At 70.4% G+C, this 17352-nt stretch carries 17 protein-coding genes and 1 riboswitch; of the genes, 11 read left to right on the top strand and 6 right to left on the bottom strand.

Features of this window, described 5'->3' with window-relative positions:
• Window position 1: 1 nt before the first annotated feature.
• Genes ACPEEZ_RS04170 through ACPEEZ_RS04185 form a run of 4 tightly spaced genes read left to right on the top strand, consistent with a single transcriptional unit; the run spans window position 2 to window position 3580 of the window.
• The gene (locus tag ACPEEZ_RS04170; protein ID WP_423923112.1) at window positions 2-1558 is read left to right on the top strand and encodes a sugar ABC transporter ATP-binding protein; all 1557 of its coding nucleotides are present in this window, start codon (window positions 2-4) and stop codon (window positions 1556-1558) included.
• Window positions 1551-2570, top strand: coding sequence for an ABC transporter permease (locus ACPEEZ_RS04175; RefSeq protein WP_423923114.1), 1020 nt, complete (start codon window positions 1551-1553; stop codon window positions 2568-2570). The genes ACPEEZ_RS04170 and ACPEEZ_RS04175 overlap by 8 nt, the downstream gene beginning before the upstream one ends.
• A gap of 20 nt (window positions 2571-2590) precedes the next feature.
• Window positions 2591-3289, top strand: a complete 699-nt coding sequence (gene deoC / locus ACPEEZ_RS04180; RefSeq protein WP_423923116.1) for a deoxyribose-phosphate aldolase — start codon at window positions 2591-2593, stop codon at window positions 3287-3289.
• Window positions 3290-3328: 39 nt separating this feature from the next.
• Window positions 3329-3580 carry a glutaredoxin family protein gene (locus ACPEEZ_RS04185; protein WP_423923118.1) on the top strand — a complete coding sequence of 84 codons (252 nt, stop codon included), beginning with the start codon at window positions 3329-3331 and terminating at the stop codon, window positions 3578-3580.
• Window positions 3581-3661: 81 nt separating this feature from the next.
• Here the strand turns inward: ACPEEZ_RS04185 and ACPEEZ_RS04190 are convergent, their stop codons facing one another.
• Window positions 3662-4651, bottom strand: coding sequence for an XdhC family protein (locus ACPEEZ_RS04190; protein ID WP_423923120.1), 990 nt, complete (start codon window positions 4649-4651; stop codon window positions 3662-3664).
• A gap of 165 nt (window positions 4652-4816) precedes the next feature.
• Complete coding sequence (locus ACPEEZ_RS04195; protein ID WP_423923122.1) at window positions 4817-5179, bottom strand: antibiotic biosynthesis monooxygenase family protein; 363 nt, start codon at window positions 5177-5179, stop codon at window positions 4817-4819.
• Between the two features lie 117 nt (window positions 5180-5296).
• Here ACPEEZ_RS04195 and ACPEEZ_RS04200 point away from each other — a divergent pair, with 117 nt between their 5' ends.
• The gene (locus ACPEEZ_RS04200; protein ID WP_423923124.1) at window positions 5297-5917 is read left to right on the top strand and encodes a TMEM175 family protein; all 621 of its coding nucleotides are present in this window, start codon (window positions 5297-5299) and stop codon (window positions 5915-5917) included.
• Here the strand turns inward: ACPEEZ_RS04200 and ACPEEZ_RS04205 are convergent.
• Complete coding sequence (locus ACPEEZ_RS04205) at window positions 5901-6383, bottom strand: FBP domain-containing protein (protein WP_423923126.1); 483 nt, start codon at window positions 6381-6383, stop codon at window positions 5901-5903. The two genes, ACPEEZ_RS04200 and ACPEEZ_RS04205, sit on opposite strands and share 17 nt — an antisense overlap.
• A 116-nt stretch (window positions 6384-6499) precedes the next feature.
• Between ACPEEZ_RS04205 and ACPEEZ_RS04210 the strand changes: the two genes are divergently transcribed.
• Window positions 6500-7303: a putative protein N(5)-glutamine methyltransferase gene (locus tag ACPEEZ_RS04210; RefSeq protein ID WP_423923128.1), complete on the top strand. Its 804-nt coding sequence runs from the start codon at window positions 6500-6502 to the stop codon at window positions 7301-7303.
• A 24-nt stretch (window positions 7304-7327) separates the two neighbouring features.
• Here ACPEEZ_RS04210 and ACPEEZ_RS04215 read toward each other — a convergent pair whose 3' ends face one another.
• Window positions 7328-7780 (bottom strand): hypothetical protein, encoded by a 453-nt coding sequence (locus ACPEEZ_RS04215; RefSeq protein WP_423923130.1) that lies wholly within the window; start codon window positions 7778-7780, stop codon window positions 7328-7330.
• A 106-nt stretch (window positions 7781-7886) separates the two neighbouring features.
• On the opposite strand from ACPEEZ_RS04215, the gene ACPEEZ_RS04220 reads away from it, so the two are divergent.
• Entirely contained in the window at window positions 7887-8327 is a 441-nt protein-coding gene (locus ACPEEZ_RS04220) for an SseB family protein (protein WP_423923132.1), read from the top strand.
• 70 nt (window positions 8328-8397) lie between these two features.
• Here the strand turns inward: ACPEEZ_RS04220 and ACPEEZ_RS04225 are convergent, their stop codons facing one another.
• Complete coding sequence (locus ACPEEZ_RS04225) at window positions 8398-9240, bottom strand: hypothetical protein (RefSeq protein ID WP_423923134.1); 843 nt, start codon at window positions 9238-9240, stop codon at window positions 8398-8400.
• A gap of 129 nt (window positions 9241-9369) precedes the next feature.
• A riboswitch (glycine riboswitch) is annotated at window positions 9370-9480 on the top strand.
• A 237-nt stretch (window positions 9481-9717) separates the two neighbouring features.
• On the opposite strand from ACPEEZ_RS04225, the gene gcvT reads away from it, so the two are divergent.
• The 3 genes from gcvT to gcvP all read left to right on the top strand — a co-directional run bounded on the left by gcvT (window position 9718) and on the right by gcvP (window position 14293).
• Window positions 9718-10914: a glycine cleavage system aminomethyltransferase GcvT gene (gene gcvT / locus ACPEEZ_RS04230; RefSeq protein WP_423923136.1), complete on the top strand. Its 1197-nt coding sequence runs from the start codon at window positions 9718-9720 to the stop codon at window positions 10912-10914.
• Window positions 10915-10991: 77 nt separating this feature from the next.
• Window positions 10992-11369 (top strand): glycine cleavage system protein GcvH, encoded by a 378-nt coding sequence (gene gcvH / locus ACPEEZ_RS04235; RefSeq protein ID WP_423923138.1) that lies wholly within the window; start codon window positions 10992-10994, stop codon window positions 11367-11369.
• Complete coding sequence (gene gcvP / locus ACPEEZ_RS04240; protein WP_423923140.1) at window positions 11366-14293, top strand: aminomethyl-transferring glycine dehydrogenase; 2928 nt, start codon at window positions 11366-11368, stop codon at window positions 14291-14293. Before gcvH ends, gcvP begins: the two co-directional genes overlap by 4 nt.
• 273 nt (window positions 14294-14566) lie before the next feature.
• On the opposite strand, the gene ACPEEZ_RS04245 is transcribed toward gcvP, so the two are convergent.
• Complete coding sequence (locus ACPEEZ_RS04245) at window positions 14567-15352, bottom strand: CPBP family intramembrane glutamic endopeptidase (RefSeq protein ID WP_423923142.1); 786 nt, start codon at window positions 15350-15352, stop codon at window positions 14567-14569.
• A gap of 289 nt (window positions 15353-15641) precedes the next feature.
• Between ACPEEZ_RS04245 and ACPEEZ_RS04250 the strand changes: the two genes are divergently transcribed.
• A complete protein-coding gene (locus ACPEEZ_RS04250) occupies window positions 15642-17249 on the top strand; it encodes a peptide ABC transporter substrate-binding protein (protein ID WP_423923144.1) in 1608 nt (535 codons plus the stop codon).
• Window positions 17250-17352 lie beyond the last annotated feature (103 nt).

Below are 17352 nucleotides of genomic sequence, written 5' to 3' on the forward strand. Positions count from 1 at the left end.
CATGGCGTCGACGAAGACCCCATCGGCCGTGCTGACCGGCCCGACCGCCGTGCCCCGACCGCCGTCCGACATCCCGGCCCTACGCATGGAGGGCATCGAGAAGAGCTTCCCCGGCACGAGGGCCTGCGACGGCGCGACCCTCGAGGTGGCGCGCGGCGAGGTGCACTGCCTGCTCGGCGAGAACGGCGCGGGCAAGAGCACGATGATGAAGATCCTCTCCGGCTCGTACACCCCCGACGCCGGCACGATCAGCCTGGACGGCGAGGTCGTCGTGCTCTCGAGCCCGCTCGACGGCGTCCGCGCCGGCATCAACACGATCTACCAGGAGCTCGACCTGGTGCCCGACATGACGGTCGCCCAGAATCTCTTCCTCGGGCACGCTCCCCGCCGCGGGCCCCTCGTCTCGGCCCGTCGCCGCAACGAGCTCGCGGCGGCGGCGATCACGCGAGTCGGCGCGACCTTCTCGCCGACCGACGTCGTCCGCACCCTGTCGGTGTCCGACCAGCAGCTGACGGCCATCGCGAAGGCGTTGACGTCGGAGGCGCGGATCATCGTCATGGACGAGCCGTCCGCCACCCTCACCGAGCACGCCCTCGAGGCGGTCTTCGACGTGATGCGCGAGCTCGTCGCCGAGGGCAAGTCGATCGTCTACATCTCGCACCGCCTCGACGAGGTCAAGGCCATCGGCGATCGCGCCACCGTGATGCGGGACGGCAAGACCGTCGGCGTGTTCTCCGTGGCCGACGTGTCGAAGAAGGAGCTGGTCGACGCCATGATCGGGCGTGAGCTCGCCGAGGCGTCGGTCGACCGTCGCGAGTTCGCCGGGCACGGCGAGCTGCTCGAGATCCGTCGCGCGCACCTCCCCGGCGTGCTCGACATCCAGGGCGTGACCGTCCGGCCCGGCGAGATCGTCGGCCTGGCCGGCCTCGGCGGCGCGGGCCGGTCGACGCTGCTCGCCGCCGTGTTCGGCGACAACCCCGCTTCCCTCGACATGACGTACGGCGGCGAGGTCTACTCGTCGATGACGCCGCGTCGAGCGGTCAAGGCCGGCATCGGCCTCGTGCCGGAGGACCGCAAGAGCCAGGGCCTGCTGCTCGAGCTGTCGATCCTCCGCAACGCCGGGCTCGCCGCGCTCAAGCCGTTCGGCCTCAACCCGGCGTCGTCGGCCCGGCGGACCTCGCGGGCCCCTCTCGCCGACCTCGGCGTGAAGTTCGCCAGCGTCGACCAGGCCGTCGGCCAGCTCTCGGGCGGCAACCAGCAGAAGGTCGTCCTCGCCAAGTGGATGGCCCGCGGTATCGACCTGCTGCTGCTCGACGAGCCGACCCGCGGTCTCGACGTCGGCGCGAAGGCCGACCTGTTCGCCCAGGTCAGGGCTCTCGCCGACAGCGGCGTCGGTGTCCTGATGGCCTCCAGCGAGCTCTCCGAGCTCACCGACAACTGCGACAGCATCTGGGTCCTCCACGAGGGCCGGAACGTCGCGAACTACTCACCCCGAACCACTCCCTCGGCGCAGATCGCCCGTGCCGTCGTCACAGGAAGCATCGACTCCAATGACTAACCTCCTCGACCGGAAGACCCCGGGCCCGAACCCGACCTTCACCCCCGTCACCGCCGCGACGACGCGCGCCCGTCGGCAGAACATCATCGTGCGCTTCAACCTGCTGTTCATCTTCGTCGCGCTGTTCATCGTCGCGTCGATCATCTCGCCGCAGTTCCTGAGCCAGCAGAACCTCGCCAACCTGCTGCAGCAGTCGAGCCTCACCGGTATCGTCGCCATCGGCATGACCGTCGTCATCCTGACCGCGGGCATCGACCTCTCGGTCGGCAGCGTCGCGGCGCTCTCGGGCATGGTGGTGGCCCTGCTGATCGGCTTCGGCGTGCCGTGGCCGCTCGCCATGCTGCTCGCGATCCTCACCGGCGTGCTCAGCGGCACGGTCGTCGGCGGGCTCAGCGCCTACCTCCGCCTGCCCGCGTTCATGGTCACGCTCGCCGCGCTGCAGAGCGTCCGCGGTCTCACCTACCTGACGACGAACGGCACGCCCACCACGGCCCCGATCCCGATCGGACTGCAGTTCCTCGGCGCGGGCACCATCGCCGGCATCCCCGTCGTCGGCGTCATCTTCGTGATCGTGGCGGTCGTCGTCGGGCTCGTGCTCAAGCGCACCACCTACGGCGAGTACATCTACGCCGTCGGCAGCAACAAGGACGCCGCCCGCCTGTCCGGTCTGCCGGTCAACCTGATCCTCACGAGCGTCTACGTGGTCTCGGGTGCCCTCGCGGCCTTCGCCGGCGTCCTGCTCACGGCGCGCCTCACGATCGGTCAGCCCACCGCCTCCCAGGGCCTCGAACTCGACGCCATCGCGGCGGTCGTCCTCGGCGGCACGAGCCTGTTCGGCGGCAAGGGCGGCGTGATGGGCACGTTCATCGCGGTGCTGCTGCTGTCGGTGCTCCGCAACCTCTTCAACCTGATGGGGCTCAGCTCGTTCTTCCAGATGGTCGTCACCGGCGTGATCCTCGTCGCCGCGCTCATCATGAACCACATCCTCGACCAGCGCAGCAAGCGCGCCTGAACGTCTGAAAGGCACTCCTCATGACCGATTCCATCGTTTCCGCCGCCGATGTGGCGCGTCTGATCGATCACACCCTCCTCAAGCCGGAGGCCACCCCGGCCGACGTCGACGCCCTGATCGCGGAGGCCGTCGACCTCGGCACCTACTCCGTGTGCGTGTCGCCGTCGATGCTGCCCGTGACGATCCCCACCGGCGCCGACCTGAAGGTCGCCGTCGTCGCCGGGTTCCCCAGCGGCAAGCACACCTCCGCCGTGAAGGCCGCCGAGGCGAAGGAGGCGGTGGCCCAGGGCGCAGACGAGGTCGACATGGTCATCGACATCGGCGCCGCGAAAGCCGGCCTGTTCGACACGGTCGAGGCCGACATCCGGGCCGTGCGGGACGCGATCCCGAAGCCGGTCGTGTTGAAGGTCATCATCGAGTCCGCCGCGTTGACCGACGACGAGATCGTCGCCGTGTCCCAGGCCGCGGTCGACGCCGACGCCGACTTCGTGAAGACCTCGACCGGGTTCCACCCCGCGGGTGGCGCCACCGAGCACGCCGTCGCCCTGATGGCGAAGACCGTCGCCGGCAAGCTCGGAGTCAAGGCCTCCGGCGGGGTCCGCACCCTGGACGACGCCCGCCGCATGATCGCGGCCGGTGCGACCCGGCTCGGTGTCTCGGGGTCCCGCGCCCTCCTCGGCGACGACACCCGCGCCTCCACGGGGTCCAGCTCGTACTGACTCGGGTCGTGCCCATCGGGGGCGGCGTACTCTGGTCCGATGGCCACTGACGCTGCTCCCGACCGCATCCTCATGTTCGGCGCCGACTGGTGCCGCGACTGCCGCCGCTCGAAGGCGCTGCTCGACCGCGAAGGCGTCGAGTACGACTACGTCGACGTCGAGGCGGTCGCCGACGGCGCCGATCGTGCCTATGCGATCAGCGGTCGCACGCAGATCCCGGTCGTCGTGTTCCCCGACGGGTCGCACCTCGTGGAGCCGACCGACAAAGACCTGGCCGCCCGCCTCGGCTGACGCCCCCCCCGCCTCGAACCCCGGTGCGGACGATGAACCCCGATGAACGGGGTTCATCGTCCGCACCGGGGTTTCTCGCGACTAGGGGCGGGCGGCGACGACGCTCGACGGGCGGTGGATCGCGCCGGTCGTGTGCCGCAGCGGTTCGGTCGTCGCACCCGAGCGCGCGGCCAGGATCTCGGCGACGATCGAGACCGCCGTCTCCTCCGGTGTCGAGGCGCCGAGGTCGAGCCCGATGGGGGAGTGCAGACGGTCGAGCCCCGCGACCCCGCGCATCCGCAGTTCGGTGACACGGCGCTCGTGGGTCGATCGCGAGCCCATCGCGCCGACGTAGGCGAGATCGAGCCGGAGGGCGACCTCGATCAGGTCCGCGTCGAAGCGGTCGTCGTGCGACAGCACGGCCACCACCGTCCGTTCGTCGACCTCGGTGCGGGCGAGGTAGTGCGGCGGCCACTCCACCACGACCTGCTCGGCGGCGGGGAACCGCTCGGGCGTCGTGAAGACGGGCCGGGCGTCGCAGACCGTCACGCGGTAGCCGACCGTCGACGCCGCGTTGCAGAGCGCGACGGCGTACTCGACCGCTCCGACGATGATCAGGCGGGGCGGCGGGTCCGATCGCTCGGTGAAGACGCGCTCGTCCGCGCAGTCGTCCCGGTTCGTCACGCGCCGGCCCGACCGGGGTCCGCCGACGACCGTGAGGAGGCGCGCCGCCCGCCCCGAGGACGCGTCACGAAGGGCCTGGAGCAGCACCCGATCACCGGGCTCGACCCGGGTCGTCAGCACCTCGATGCGCCCGCCGCAGCTGAGGCCGACCTCGAAGGCGTCCTCGTCGGTGAAGCCGAACGTCTGCAGATCGGGCACACCCGACTCGGCGACGGCGAGGCAGGTCTCGTAGACGGCCCCCTCGACGCAGCCGCCGGAGATGCTGCCGACGACGCTGCCGTCCGACAGCACCGCCATCGAGGTTCCGACCGTGCGCGGGGCGCTGCCGACCGCCGAGACGGCGGTGGCCACGGTCACGGCCTCGCCGGCGTCGAGCCGTGCGAGCAGTCGGTCGGCGATCTCGAACACGCGACGAGTCAACCACCTCGAGACCGGCGTCCCCGACGGTTCGGGGCGACCCGGAGAGACTTTTACAGGCTCGTAACACGGGCGATCCGGGGCGGGTGACGAGGCGCCGGCCAGCGCGGGCCGGCCTGCGGTCGCCGACCCGCGCCTCCTCGTCGCGCGAGGGTTCTAGAGCTCCACGACCTCGAACTCGAGCAGGTCGGCACCCGTCGCGACGGGCTTCGGCGCGGCCGGCGCCTCGGCCGGTGCAGCCGTGCCGTCGACGGGCGCGTCCGAGGCGTGGGCGCCGTGGCCGGAGCCCTGCCCGTGCGCGGCCTTGGCTCCGTCGGCCGCCCAGCGCTGGAAGCTCTCCTCGGTGTCCCATGTGGTGACGACGAAGTAGCGTTCGTCGCCCTTGACCGGGCGCAATAGCTGGAAACCCTCGAAGCCGGGGGCACCGTCGACGGAGTGCTTGCGGGCGGCGAAGCGTTTCTCGAGCTCGGCTCCGTGCCCCTCGGGGACGTGAATGGCATTGATCTTGACGACGGACATCGTGACTCTCTCTCGTGTGACGGTGGACGGCGTCGCCGACGCTAGCGCCTCCGTCTGTGCGGTGCCTCGGGTCGCCCCGACGTTGACACCCGTCGCCGAGGTGCGGGTCAATGGACCATGCACAGCGAACGCGGCCTCGACAGGCTCGTCAACTTCAGCGACGCCGTCGCGGCCATCGCGATCACCCTCATCATCCTTCCCCTGGTCGATTCGGCCCGAGACGTCGAGGCCGAGAGCGTCGCCGAGTTCCTCCACGCGAACGCCGGCCCGCTGGCCGCCGCCGCCCTCAGCTTCGTCGTCATCGCCGCGTTCTGGCGGCAGCACCACCGCCTCTTCGAGTCCGTCACGGACTACTCGCGCGTCGTGGTCTGGTTCAACTTCGTCTGGCTCTCGAGCATCGTCTTCCTGCCCCTGCCGACCGTGCTGCTCGTCCAGGTCGACCAGAGCGACGACCGGCTCGCGTCGGTGCTCTACATCGGCACCATGCTCGTGTCGATGATCGCCCTGGCCATCGTCGAGTCGTCCGCGCGGCATGACGGTCTGCTGACGGACGAGGCTCGTGACCGTCCCCGGCGACGACTGCTGCCGGGTCGGTGGGAGCCGACGGCCGTGATGGCGCTAGCCCTGCTGATCGCCGCGACGGTGCCGGGCGTCGGCATCTCGTCGCTGTTGGTCTTGTTCGTGCAGACGCCGATCGCGCTGCTGCGTCGCCGCCGCTCGGCTACGCCGTCTCCATGACCGTGGTCGTGAAGCCCTGCATGCGCTCGGTCAGCCCCGCGGCCCGACGGGCGATCTGCTCCGGCGGGTTGAGGTGCGGGGGAGCCACGCGGATCAACAACGAGCACGCCAGGTCTTCGCACATGTAGGTGCCGAGCGTGTTGCCGTTGAGCCCCGCCTCGCCGGCGCGCGGGGCGGTGAACAGGCGCACCTGCGTCGCCGGTTGCGGCGAGTGGCACATCGAGCACATGGCGGCGATGCCGGGGCGCAACGAGGCACCCGACGAGCGCACGACGAGCCCCACGGGCCGGTCGTCCATCCAGTGCACGATGTAGCCGCGCAGATGGGCCTGCGGGTCGCGCCAGCCCAAGAATTCGCGGTCGGTCCAGATCATCTCGTGCAGCCCCGGGATGGGCAGGCGGTCGAGGTCGCCGGGCATGGCGTTCACGAACGACTCACGGATGTCGGTCTCAGTCAACGGCTTCATGATCTCCTTCAAGGCCATCAAGTCGTGTCAGCCTACGCGCTGCCCCCGACACCGGGTCCCGGCGCCCGGGTCGCGGCGCCGCGTCATGGTCGCCTCCCGGGGTTAACCTTCCGAGCATGCCCGTCGCCGATCCCGCCCTCGTCGCGCGGTTGCGAGCGGCCGGGTGCGTCTTCGCCGAGGACGAGGCCGCCGTGATCGACGAGGAGGCGCGGCGCCGGCACCTCTCCGCCCCGGCCCGCGAGGCGCTCGTCGCTCGCCGCGAGACGGGCGAGCCCCTCGAGCAGGTGGTCGGCTGGGTCCGCTTCGCGGGCCGTCGGCTCGCCGTCGCGCCGGGTGTCTTCGTCCCGCGTCGCCGCACGGAGCTGCTCGTCCGCGAGGCCGCCGCGTTGCTCCATCCCGGGGCCGTCGTCGTCGAGCTGTGCTGCGGGGTCGCGGCCGTCGCCGTGTCGCTGCTCGTCCTCGAGCCCGGGCTCGAGGTGTGGGCGTCGGACATCGATCCCCGAGCGGTCGCCGTGGCCCGGGCCAACCTCAGCGCCGTCGACCCGGGGCTGCCCGGCGATCGCGTCGTCGGCGGCGATCTCTACGGCGGGCTCCCGAGCGCGCTACGCGGTCGGGTCGACGTGCTCGTGGCCAATGCGCCCTACGTGCCGACGGAGGACATCGCCACGATGCCGCCCGAGGCGCGCGACCACGAGCCGCGAGGTGCCCTGGACGGTGGCGCGGACGGCCTCGACCTGCAGGGCAGGGTCGCCGGGGCGGCCGCCAGCTGGCTGCGACCGGGAGGGCGGCTGCTCATCGAGACGAGTGAGCGCCAGGCACCGTCGACGCGCGCGCTAATCGAGTCGGCCGGTCTCGCCGCACACGTCGTCCGCGACGACGACCTCGACGCGACCGCGGTGGTCGGCCGGGCCTCGCTCTGAGGGGTGGGTCTCGACGCGCGAGCGTCAGATGTCGACGGGAGACACGCTGTCCACCACCGGTGCCTCGGGCGTCCCCGAGATCTGACACACGAACGCGCTCGCGACGCGACCGTCGTCCAGGTGGCCGAGCCGCACCTCCACCACGGCGCCCGTGTCGGAGTCGCGGACGTCGTCGTCCTCGTAGGCCCAGACGTCGTCGAGGGTGGGGAGGTCGGGGTACTGCTGGCGGATGGCGGACACGCAGGCGTCCCAGGCGGGAGGCGCCTCGTGCGCCTCGGCCGTCGCGGGGGCGGGCGGTGTCGTGGTCGGCAGCGCCGACGTCGGTGCCTGCCCGGTCGGTGCCGTGCCGGTGGGCGTCGTGGCGACGGCGCCCGGCGTCGAGGACGTCGTCGTACCCGGCTCGGTGGTGGCGCACCCGCCGAGCAGCATCGCGAGCGCGACGGCGGGGGCGAACAGGGACACGGCCTTCGTCGTCACGGGAGCTCCTCGGGGGTCGAGAGGCTCACAGTACCGGAGGGCCCGTCGTGCCGACACGCCCCGGGGTACGGAGCCGATACGGAGGTTTCGCGGGCAGGGTGGTGCGATGACCGCTACAGAGAACCGCGAACCGACCGCCCTCGAGCAGGCCATCAGCCGAGGCCAGGCGGGTGAGGGCGACATGAACGCCGTGCTCGCCGAGTTCGTCAACGCCCAGGTCGTCGTGCCCACGGCCACCGACGCGCAGGAGTCCTTGAACGACCTCCAGCCCGTCCTGTTCGACCGCGAGGGCACGCCGATGCTCGCCGCCTTCACGCACGCCGACATGATCGGCGAGCAGGTCAAGGGCGTCGCCCAGTACTCGGCGATCCTGCCCGCGGCCGAGCTCGTCCAGGCGATCCCGGCGCAGACGGGTCTCGTCGTGAACCCGGGCAACAGCGAGGGCTTCGAGATGCTGCCCGAGGGCGTCGCCCAACTCGCCGACGACGTCCGCAACCTCGTCGCCGCGCACCAGGCGGCCGGCTCGCCCGACCCCGAGACCATGTGACCGTCACCCGCTGACCCTCACGCCCCGTCCGGCTCCGAGCCGGGCGGGGCGTCGTCGTGCGGGCGACCGTTCAGCGTGCCGAGAGCGCCCGGAGTCTCTCCGCCTCGGGGTGGTCGGGGCACAGCGTGAGGAAGCCCCGCACGGCCGCCTTCTCGTCGTCGGCCAACGAGGCGCGTGCCGCGTGTTCGTTGTCGCGGAGCGCGCACTGCGCGTACAGCGAGTCGAGTTGGTCGAGCCCCTTGGGCATGACGGCCGCTGCCGTGCGGGCCGCCTTCTCCTGGTCCGCCGACCAGGTCGTGCCGTGCTTCACCGCGAAGCAGTGGGTGAACGCCGTCCGCGAGGCCCAGACCTCAGCCAGCGTCTCGAACGTCGTCTCGGCGCCGGTCTCGGGGCCTGTCGGCGTCGTCCCGCACCGGAAGCTGTAGCGGACCGGGTCGGCGGGCATGGCCCACCAATCGGCGAGCTCGGTCTGCAGCTCGTCGTCGTGCGGCCCCTGGAACGACGCGACGGTCGGCGTCCCCGACAGCCCGCTCACGAAGCATCGCGTGCGCACCGTCGACGGCTGATCGCCGAAGTCCACGGTGACGGCCGCCGTGTCGCCGCTGAGCTGGACGGCGGGCTCCGAGTACGTCGACGGCAGCATCTTGATGTTGTAGACAGAGATCAGCTGATCGACGCACGTCGTCCAGGCCCGCCCGGTCGCGTCCGATCCCGCCGTCGACGTGATGACGGGTTCGTCGCTCTCGTCTCTGTCGGGGCCGGTGGCCGGTGCCGTGGGTTCGCCGGACGACGCGCGGGTGGGCGGCGTCGAGGTCGTGGCGTCGGCGATCGCGCCGCAGCCCGCGAGCCCGAGCGAGGCGAGGACGGCCACGGCGAGGGCGGCGGCGATGGGGCGTCGTCTCGGCACGGTCATCGTGATCTGGCTCCCTCCGCTGGACGCCCCGAGCGTAGGCGATGCATCCTGAAGGGACGAATCCCGCCCGACGAAACCTCGCTGACACACGTCCGCGCTAGGCTGACGCCACAATCGAACATCGGGCCACAACACGTCGCGGGAGAGCCCCGGTCGACCGTGCATCGCACGGCCGAAGCCGGGCACCGAAGGAGCAAGCCTCCCCGCCAATCTCTCAGGTATGCGTACCGCGACGAACTGGCCACTCTGAAAAGCAGGAGGCACGGGTCCGGTCGAGAGACCGGGTCGCGCCGAAACGCCCACGGTGAAACCCGGTCGGTCGACAGACCGCCGGCGAAACTCTCAGGCCCATGACAGAGGGGGAGTCCGCGATCGCCGGCCAAGCCGTCGATCGTCGACGCCCCCGTCGTGCAGGCGCTGCACGACATCGCCCCGGCCGTGAGCGACTCGCAGCCGGCCCGTCCCGGAGTAGACCGCATGTCAGATCAGACCGCCGCAGGCGACCCGACCCGTTCCGAAGGCCAGACTCCCGCCGACGTCTCCGTCGATCTCGACGCGGCCGAGCCCGCGACCGACGAGCGGTTCAGCCCGCTGCACGACGTCCATGTCGCCGCGGGGGCCAGCTTCACCGACTTCGCCGGCTGGCAGATGCCGGTGCGGTACAGCTCCGACCTCGCCGAGCACCACGCCGTCCGATCCGCGGCCGGCCTGTTCGACCTGTCGCACATGGCCGAGATCGCGGTCGTCGGCCCCGACGCCGGTGCGTTCCTCGACAACGCGCTCGCGGGCACCCTGTCGTCGATCGCCATCGGCCGCGCGAAGTACTCCCTCCTGCTCTCGGCCGAGGGCGGCATCGTCGACGACCTCGTCGTCTACCGACTCGACGAGCACGACTACCTCGTCGTCGCGAACGCGTCCAACCGCGAGGCGGCCTTCTCCGCACTCGGCGCCCGTATCGGCGACTTCGACGTCACGGTCGACGACGAGAGTGACGACACCGCCCTGATCGCCATCCAGGGGCCCGAGTCCGAGGGCATCCTCGACGAGCTCGTCACGCGCGACCGCCTGCAACCCGACGAGCCGCTCTCGACCCTGCGCTACTACCGCGTGCTGCGCGCGACGTTCGACGACTCGCCCGTGCTCCTGGCCCGCACCGGGTACACCGGCGAGGACGGCTTCGAGCTCTACGTCGACCCGGCCGTCGCCGCCGACCTCTGGTCGGCCCTGGTCGAGGCCGGGGGCCCGCGGGGGCTCGTTCCCGCCGGGCTCGCCAGCCGCGACACCCTCCGGCTCGAGGCGGGCATGCCGCTCTACGGTCACGAGCTCGGCCTCGACGTGCGGCCCGCGCAGGCCGGTCTCGGCCGCGTGGTCGACACCTCCAAGCCGTTCGTCGGCCGCGGTGGCGTCGATCCCGCCCCCGACGCCCGCGTGCTCGTCGGGCTGACACTCGAGGGGCGTCGCGCGGCCCGAGCGGGCTACCCGGTCGTCACCGACGACGGCACCGTCGTCGGCACGGTCACGAGCGGTGCCCTGTCGCCGACGCTCGGTCACCCCGTCGCCATGGCGTTCGTCGATCCCGACGTCGTCGAGCGCGGCCCCGGCCTCGCCGTCGACGTCCGCGGCACCGCCATCCCCGCGGCCGTCGTCTCGCTGCCCTTCTACAAGCGCTCCTGAGCCCGCGGCCCCGGCCGTACCCGCACCTCCCCGAGATCATCCGAAGTCGAGAGAACCTCCCAGTCGAAAGGATCGGCATGACCGACCTCAGCACCCTGCACTACACGTCCGAGCACGAGTGGCTGCTCATCGACGGGTCGACGGCGACCGTCGGCATCACCGACTACGCCGCCGACAAGCTCGGCGACGTCGTCTACGTCGACCTGCCCACCGAGGGCGCCGAGGTCCAGGCCGGCAAGGTCGTCGGCGAGATCGAGTCGACGAAGTCGGTCGGCGAACTGTACGCGCCGGCCCTCGGCACGGTGCTCGAGGTCAACCAGGCCGTCGTCGACAGCCCCGACCTCGTCAACAGCGACCCGTTCGGCGAGGGCTGGCTGATCAAGATCGACCTGTCCGAGGGCACGCCCGCCGGCCTCCTCAGCCGTGACGAGTACGTCGCGCTGACCGCCGAATGAGCGGCGTCTTCGACGGCTGGGACACCCAGGCCGCCACGGGGTTCTCCGACCGTCACATCGGTACTCCTCCCGTCGAGCAGGCGGCCATGCTGGCCGCCGTCGGCTACGACTCGGTCGACGCTCTCGTGCGCGCCGCCGTCCCCGACAGCATCCAGGCCGGCCCCGTCGAGTCGAGCGTGCTGCCCGCCGCGATCGGCGAGCGCGAGGCGCTGGCCGAGTTGCGCGTGCTGGCCGACCGCAACCGCGCGTCGCGCAGCCTGCTCGGTCTCGGCTACTACGACACGGTGACCCCGGCCGTGATCCAGCGCAACGTCCTCGAGAACCCGAGCTGGTACACGGCGTACACGCCGTACCAGCCCGAGATCTCGCAGGGCCGGCTCGAGGCGCTGATCAACTTCCAGACCATGGTGTCCGAGCTGACCGGTCTCACGACCGCGAACGCCTCCATGCTCGACGAGGGCACGGCGGTCGTCGAGGGCATGCTCCTGGCCCGGCGTGCGTCCAAGGCGTCGAGCGACCGCTTCGTCGTCGACGCCGACGCGTTCCCGCAGACGAAGGCGCTCCTCGCCGGTCGGGCTGCGGCTGTCGGCATCGAGCTGGTCGAGCTCGAGCTGTCGTCGATCGACCCTGCCGAGCTGCCCGAGGCGTTCGGCGTCTTCGTGCAGTACCCGTCCGCATCGGGCGTCGTCTGGAACCCGGCACCGGTGTTCGACGCGGTCCACGCCAGGGGCGGCATCGCCGTCGCCGCGGCCGACCTCCTCGCGATGACGCTGCTGACGCCTCCCGGCGAGCTCGGCGCCGACGTCGCCGTCGGCACCAGCCAGCGCTTCGGCGTGCCGATGGGCTTCGGCGGTCCGCACGCCGGCTTCATGGCCGTGCGCACCGGGCTCGAACGCCAGCTGCCCGGCCGCCTCGTCGGTGTCTCGCAGGACGCGGCGGGCCAGCCGGCCTACCGACTCAGCCTGCAGACGCGCGAGCAGCACATCCGGCGCGAGAAGGCCACGTCCAACATCTGCACCGCGCAGGTACTGCTCGCCGTGATGGCGTCGATGTACGCCGTGTATCACGGGCCCTGGGGTCTCCGTCACATCGCGAAGCGCGTCCACGGGCACGCCGCGACCCTCGCGGCGGCCGTCGTCGACAGCGACTACGAGCTCGAGAACGACACGTTCTTCGACACCCTGCAGATCTTCGCCCCGGGTCGCGCGGCCGATCTGGTCGCACGCGCCCACGAGCGCGGGTACCTCGTGCACGCCGTCGACGAGGACTGCATCCGGCTGTCGTTCGACGAGACCACCACGATCGACGACGTGCGCGCCGTCGCCGAGGTGCTCGGCCTCGACGCGCTCGGCGGGGCGGACACGGCGGCGGACGGTGCCGCGACGGGTCTGCCGACCGCCCTGCACCGCACGTCCGACTACCTGACGCATCCCGTCTTCCGCACGCACCGCAGCGAGACGAGCATGATGCGGTACCTGAAGCACCTGTCCGACAAGGACTACGCGCTCGACCGCGGCATGATCCCGCTCGGCAGCTGCACGATGAAGCTCAACGCGGCCACCGAGATGGCCGCCGTGACGTGGCCGGAGTTCGCCGACGTGCACCCGTTCGCCCCGGCCTCCGACGTCGAGGGCTACCTCGACATGATCGGTCAGCTCGAGGGCTGGCTCGCCGAGGTGACCGGCTACGACACGGTGTCGCTGCAGCCCAACGCGGGCAGTCAGGGCGAGCTCGCCGGGCTCCTCGCCATCCGCGGGTTCCACCTCGCGAACGGCGACGCGGCACGGACGGTCTGCCTCATCCCGCAGAGCGCGCACGGTACGAACGCGGCCAGCGCCGTCCTGGCGGGCATGCGCGTCGTCGTCGTCGCGTGCGACGAACGGGGCAACGTCGACCTCGACGACCTGCGCGCGCAGATCGAGAAGAACGCGGGCGAGCTCGCGGCGCTCATGATCACCTACCCGTCGACGCACGGCGTCTACGAGCACGACATCCGCGAGATCACCGATGCGGTGCACGACGCCGGCGGCCAGGTCTACGTCGACGGCGCCAACCTCAACGCGCTGCTCGGCTTCGCCCGGTTCGGCGACTTCGGCGGCGACGTGTCGCACCTCAACCTGCACAAGACGTTCTGCATCCCGCACGGCGGTGGCGGCCCCGGTGTCGGCCCGGTCGCGGCCAAGGCGCACCTCGCGCCGTACCTGCCCGGCCACCCTCTGGCCCAGCAGGCCGATCGTCGTACCGGTGCCGAGCGCTCGACCGACACCGGGCGTCTGGCACACGCCGGCGTCCCGGTGTCGAGCGCCCCCTACGGTTCGCCGAGCATCCTGCCGATCAGCTGGGCCTACGTCCGCATGATGGGCACGGAGGGGCTGACCCAGGCGACCGGCGCCGCGGTTCTCGCGGCCAACTACGTCGCGGCGCGACTGCGCGACCACTATCCCGTGCTCTACGCGGGCGACAACGGTCTGGTCGCGCACGAGTGCATCCTCGATCTCCGCCCGCTGCGGGAGGCGACCGGGGTGACGGTCGACGACGTCGCCAAGCGGCTCATCGACTACGGGTTCCACGCCCCGACCATGTCGTTCCCCGTCGCGGGCACGCTGATGGTCGAGCCGACCGAGAGCGAGGACCTGGCCGAGATCGACCGCTTCGTCGATGCCATGATCGCGATCAAGGCCGAGGCGGACCAGGTCGCGGCCGGTCGGTGGACGGCCGACTCGAGCCCGCTCCGCGGGGCGCCGCACACGGCGCAGTCGGTCATCTCGGGGGAGTGGTCGGCCGACTACACCCGCGACGAGGCCGTCTATCCGGTCCGGTCCCTCGTGCGAGGCAAGTACTGGCCGCCGGTCCGTCGGATCGACCAGGCGTGGGGCGATCGCAACCTGTTCTGCGCGTGCCCTCCGGTGGAGGCGTTCGCCTGACGCGGGCCGGCGGTCGCCCGCCGGCGGAGGTGGTCCTCCCGGATGCCGGACGCCGAGTGGTGCGGAAGGCACTCGCGTAACGGCGTCCGTCCCGAATGGCACCCGGGAGGACGGTCTGTCCCGGATCGACCGAGGCCCCAGGGCCCGGTCGATCCGTTCGTCTGCGGCGAGTGACTCCGCCGTGCCCTCCATTAGGCGCGCCCCCCGAACGGGTGTCAACCCCCACTTTGCCGTGAGATCAGGAGGCGCTGCTGCGGGGGTGGGCGAGTCGCCTCACGCTCCCGGTGCTCCGAACAGCGCCGGGAACGTCGAGGCCGCCCACGGGTAGCCCACGAACACGGCCGCGTCGATCAGCACATGCGCGATGACGAGGGGCAGGACGCGACCGAAGCGCACGTAGAGCCAGCCGAAGACGACGCCCATCACGGCGTTCCCGATGAACGCGCCGAAGCCCTGATAGAGGTGGTAGGTACCCCGCAGGAGGGCGGCGCTCAGGATGATCGGCCACGTCTTCCAGCCCAGGTCGCGCAGGCGCGCGAAGAGATAGGCCACGACGATGACCTCCTCCGTGACGCCCGATCTCAGGGCCGAGAGCAGGAGGACGGGAACGGTCCACCAGTGCTCGGCCAGATTCGTCGGCACCACCGTGACCGTGAGGTCGAGCGCCTTGCCGACCAGGTAGAGGCCGAGCCCGGGGATGCCGATCGCCAGGGCGAGTCCGACTCCGCCGAGACTGTCACGGCCGGCCCGGGAGAAGTCGACGCCGAGACGTCCCAGGTGGGGTCGACTCCGCTGCCACAACAGGAACGCCACGAGTGCCACCGGCACGAGGTCGAAGAAGACGGCGAGCACCTGATAGATCAGGTCGAAGACGGCGCGGTCGCTGAGCGAGTTGTTGAGGGTCGCCGTCTGCTGGGAGAGTGACTGTTCCCGCGTGATCCGGTTGACGATCGACACGACCGAATACACGGCGGAGGCGCCGAGCGACAACCCGAGGACGAGCAGGATCTCGACGCGCAGCCGCGTGGGGGTGAGGGCGGCGATGTCTCTCTCGGTCACGCGCTGATCCTATTGACCATCACGTGTCGACGAAATCGAGAATGCGGATAATACCTGCCAGCTGTCCGAAATCTGGCAGCGGATTCATGCATAGATCAGAAGCTCCGCGCAACAAACCGCACACCCACGCAAAAATCCACCAAGTTGGTTTCCGTCTTGTAACCGTTGTCCCTGAGGTTTGGTGAACCTCCAGGGGGGTGCTTAGGGTACTTGCATCCAACGCGGCACGGCCCTCGAAGCTGAGTGCTGCGTCATTTCTGCATCAGGAGGAACATTGAAGAAGACGCGCATGGGCCTTTCGGCCGTCGCCGTGTTCGGGACGGCAGCACTCGTCCTGACCGGTTGCGCCAGTGGAGGGTCGTCGGATGACAGCACATCCGGCAACTCGTCCGCCATCATCACGACGAACGGCAGCGAGCCCCAGTTCCCGCTGATCCCCTCGAACACCACCGAGGTCGGCGGCGGCAAGATCATCGACTCGATCTTCGCGGGTCTGGTCACGTACGACGCCAAGGGCGCCATCCAGAACGACGTCGCCGACAGCATCAAGTCGGACGACAACGAGACCTGGGACGTCAAGATCAAGTCGGGCTGGAAGTTCACCGACGGCACCGACGTGACCGCCGAGTCGTTCACCAAGGCCTGGGACTGGGCAGCGAAGCTCAGCAACGCCCAGAGCGCGTCCTACTTCTTCGACGACATCGACGGCTACAGCGCCGACGCCGACAGCGACCTCAACCTCAAGGTCGTCAGCGACACCGAGTTCCAGGTCAAGCTGTCCGCCCCCGAGGCCGACTGGCCCCTGCGTCTCGGCTACTCGGCCTTCGTGCCGCTGCCCGAATCCTTCTACGGCGACACCGCCGCCTTCGGTGAGAACCCCGTCGGCAACGGCCCGTACAAGCTCGACGGCAAGAGCGCCTGGACCCACAACCAGGACATCAAGCTCGTCACGAACCCCGACTACAAGGGGTACCGCACGCCGAAGAACGGCGGCCTGACGATCAAGTTCTACACGACCCAGGACGCCGCCTACGCGGACGCCCAGGCCGGCAACCTCGACATCGACGACGCCGTCCCGGACGCCAACTACCAGACGTACACGTCGGACTTCCCCGACCGCAACGTCAACCAGGCCGCGGCGATCTTCCAGTCGTTCACCATCCCGCAGTACCTGCCTCACTTCGACGGCACGTCCGAAGAGGGCAAGCTGCGCCGCCAGGCGATCTCGATGGCCATCAACCGCGAAGACATCACCAAGGTGATCTTCCAGGGCACGCGCACTCCGGCGAAGGACTTCACCTCGCCCGTGCTCGACGGCTACACCGAGAAGCTCTCGGGCAACGACGTCCTCGACTACAACAAGTCCGAGGCCAAGAAGCTGTGGGACCAGGCCGACGCCATCAGCCCCTACGGTGACACCGTCTTCAGCCTCGCCTACAACGCCGACGGTGGCCACCAGGCCTGGGTCGACGCGGCGACGAACAGCATCTCGAACACGCTGGGCATCAAGGCCGAGGGCAAGTCGTACCCCGACTTCAAGTCGCTGCTGAACGACGAGAACAACCGCGTGATGACCGGTGCATTCCGCTCCGGGTGGCAGGCCGACTACCCGTCGCTGTACAACTTCCTCGCACCGCTGTACCAGACCGGTGCCGGCTCGAACTACGGCGACTACACCAGCAAGGAGTTCGACTCCCTGCTGAAGGAGGGTGGCCAGGCCACGTCGGTGGACGACGCCAACAAGAAGTTCCAGCAGGCACAGGAAGTCCTGCTCAAGGACATGCCCGTCGTCCCGCTGTGGTACTCGAACGTCACGGGTGTGTGGGCCGACACGGTCAACAACGTGCAGTTCGGTTGGAACTCGGTGCCCCTCTACTACGAGGTCACCAAGAACTAGCATCCGCTCGCGAGGCGTAGCCTCGCATAGCGCTCACGAGGGGCTCGGAGCAGAGATCATCTGCTCCGAGCCCCTCGGTGGGCGTCCGACGTTCCCCTGACGA

This window comes from Frigoribacterium sp. 2-23, from assembly GCF_049601585.1.
Lineage (GTDB): Bacteria > Actinomycetota > Actinomycetes > Actinomycetales > Microbacteriaceae > Frigoribacterium.

Bases quoted from the DNA above. Each gene is read 5' to 3' on its own strand.
- ACPEEZ_RS04170 (WP_423923112.1), top strand. From the start codon at position 2: ATGGCGTCGACGAAGACCCCATCGGCCGTGCTGACCGGCCCGACCGCC.
- ACPEEZ_RS04175 (WP_423923114.1), top strand. From the start codon at position 1,551: ATGACTAACCTCCTCGACCGGAAGACCCCGGGCCCGAACCCGACCTTC.
- deoC (WP_423923116.1), top strand. From the start codon at position 2,591: ATGACCGATTCCATCGTTTCCGCCGCCGATGTGGCGCGTCTGATCGAT.
- ACPEEZ_RS04185 (WP_423923118.1), top strand. From the start codon at position 3,329: ATGGCCACTGACGCTGCTCCCGACCGCATCCTCATGTTCGGCGCCGAC.
- ACPEEZ_RS04195 (WP_423923122.1), bottom strand. From the start codon at position 5,179: ATGTCCGTCGTCAAGATCAATGCCATTCACGTCCCCGAGGGGCACGGA.
- ACPEEZ_RS04200 (WP_423923124.1), top strand. From the start codon at position 5,297: ATGCACAGCGAACGCGGCCTCGACAGGCTCGTCAACTTCAGCGACGCC.
- ACPEEZ_RS04205 (WP_423923126.1), bottom strand. From the start codon at position 6,383: ATGAAGCCGTTGACTGAGACCGACATCCGTGAGTCGTTCGTGAACGCC.
- ACPEEZ_RS04210 (WP_423923128.1), top strand. From the start codon at position 6,500: ATGCCCGTCGCCGATCCCGCCCTCGTCGCGCGGTTGCGAGCGGCCGGG.
- ACPEEZ_RS04220 (WP_423923132.1), top strand. From the start codon at position 7,887: ATGACCGCTACAGAGAACCGCGAACCGACCGCCCTCGAGCAGGCCATC.
- ACPEEZ_RS04225 (WP_423923134.1), bottom strand. From the start codon at position 9,240: ATGACCGTGCCGAGACGACGCCCCATCGCCGCCGCCCTCGCCGTGGCC.
- gcvT (WP_423923136.1), top strand. From the start codon at position 9,718: ATGTCAGATCAGACCGCCGCAGGCGACCCGACCCGTTCCGAAGGCCAG.
- gcvH (WP_423923138.1), top strand. From the start codon at position 10,992: ATGACCGACCTCAGCACCCTGCACTACACGTCCGAGCACGAGTGGCTG.
- gcvP (WP_423923140.1), top strand. From the start codon at position 11,366: ATGAGCGGCGTCTTCGACGGCTGGGACACCCAGGCCGCCACGGGGTTC.
- ACPEEZ_RS04250 (WP_423923144.1), top strand. From the start codon at position 15,642: ATGGGCCTTTCGGCCGTCGCCGTGTTCGGGACGGCAGCACTCGTCCTG.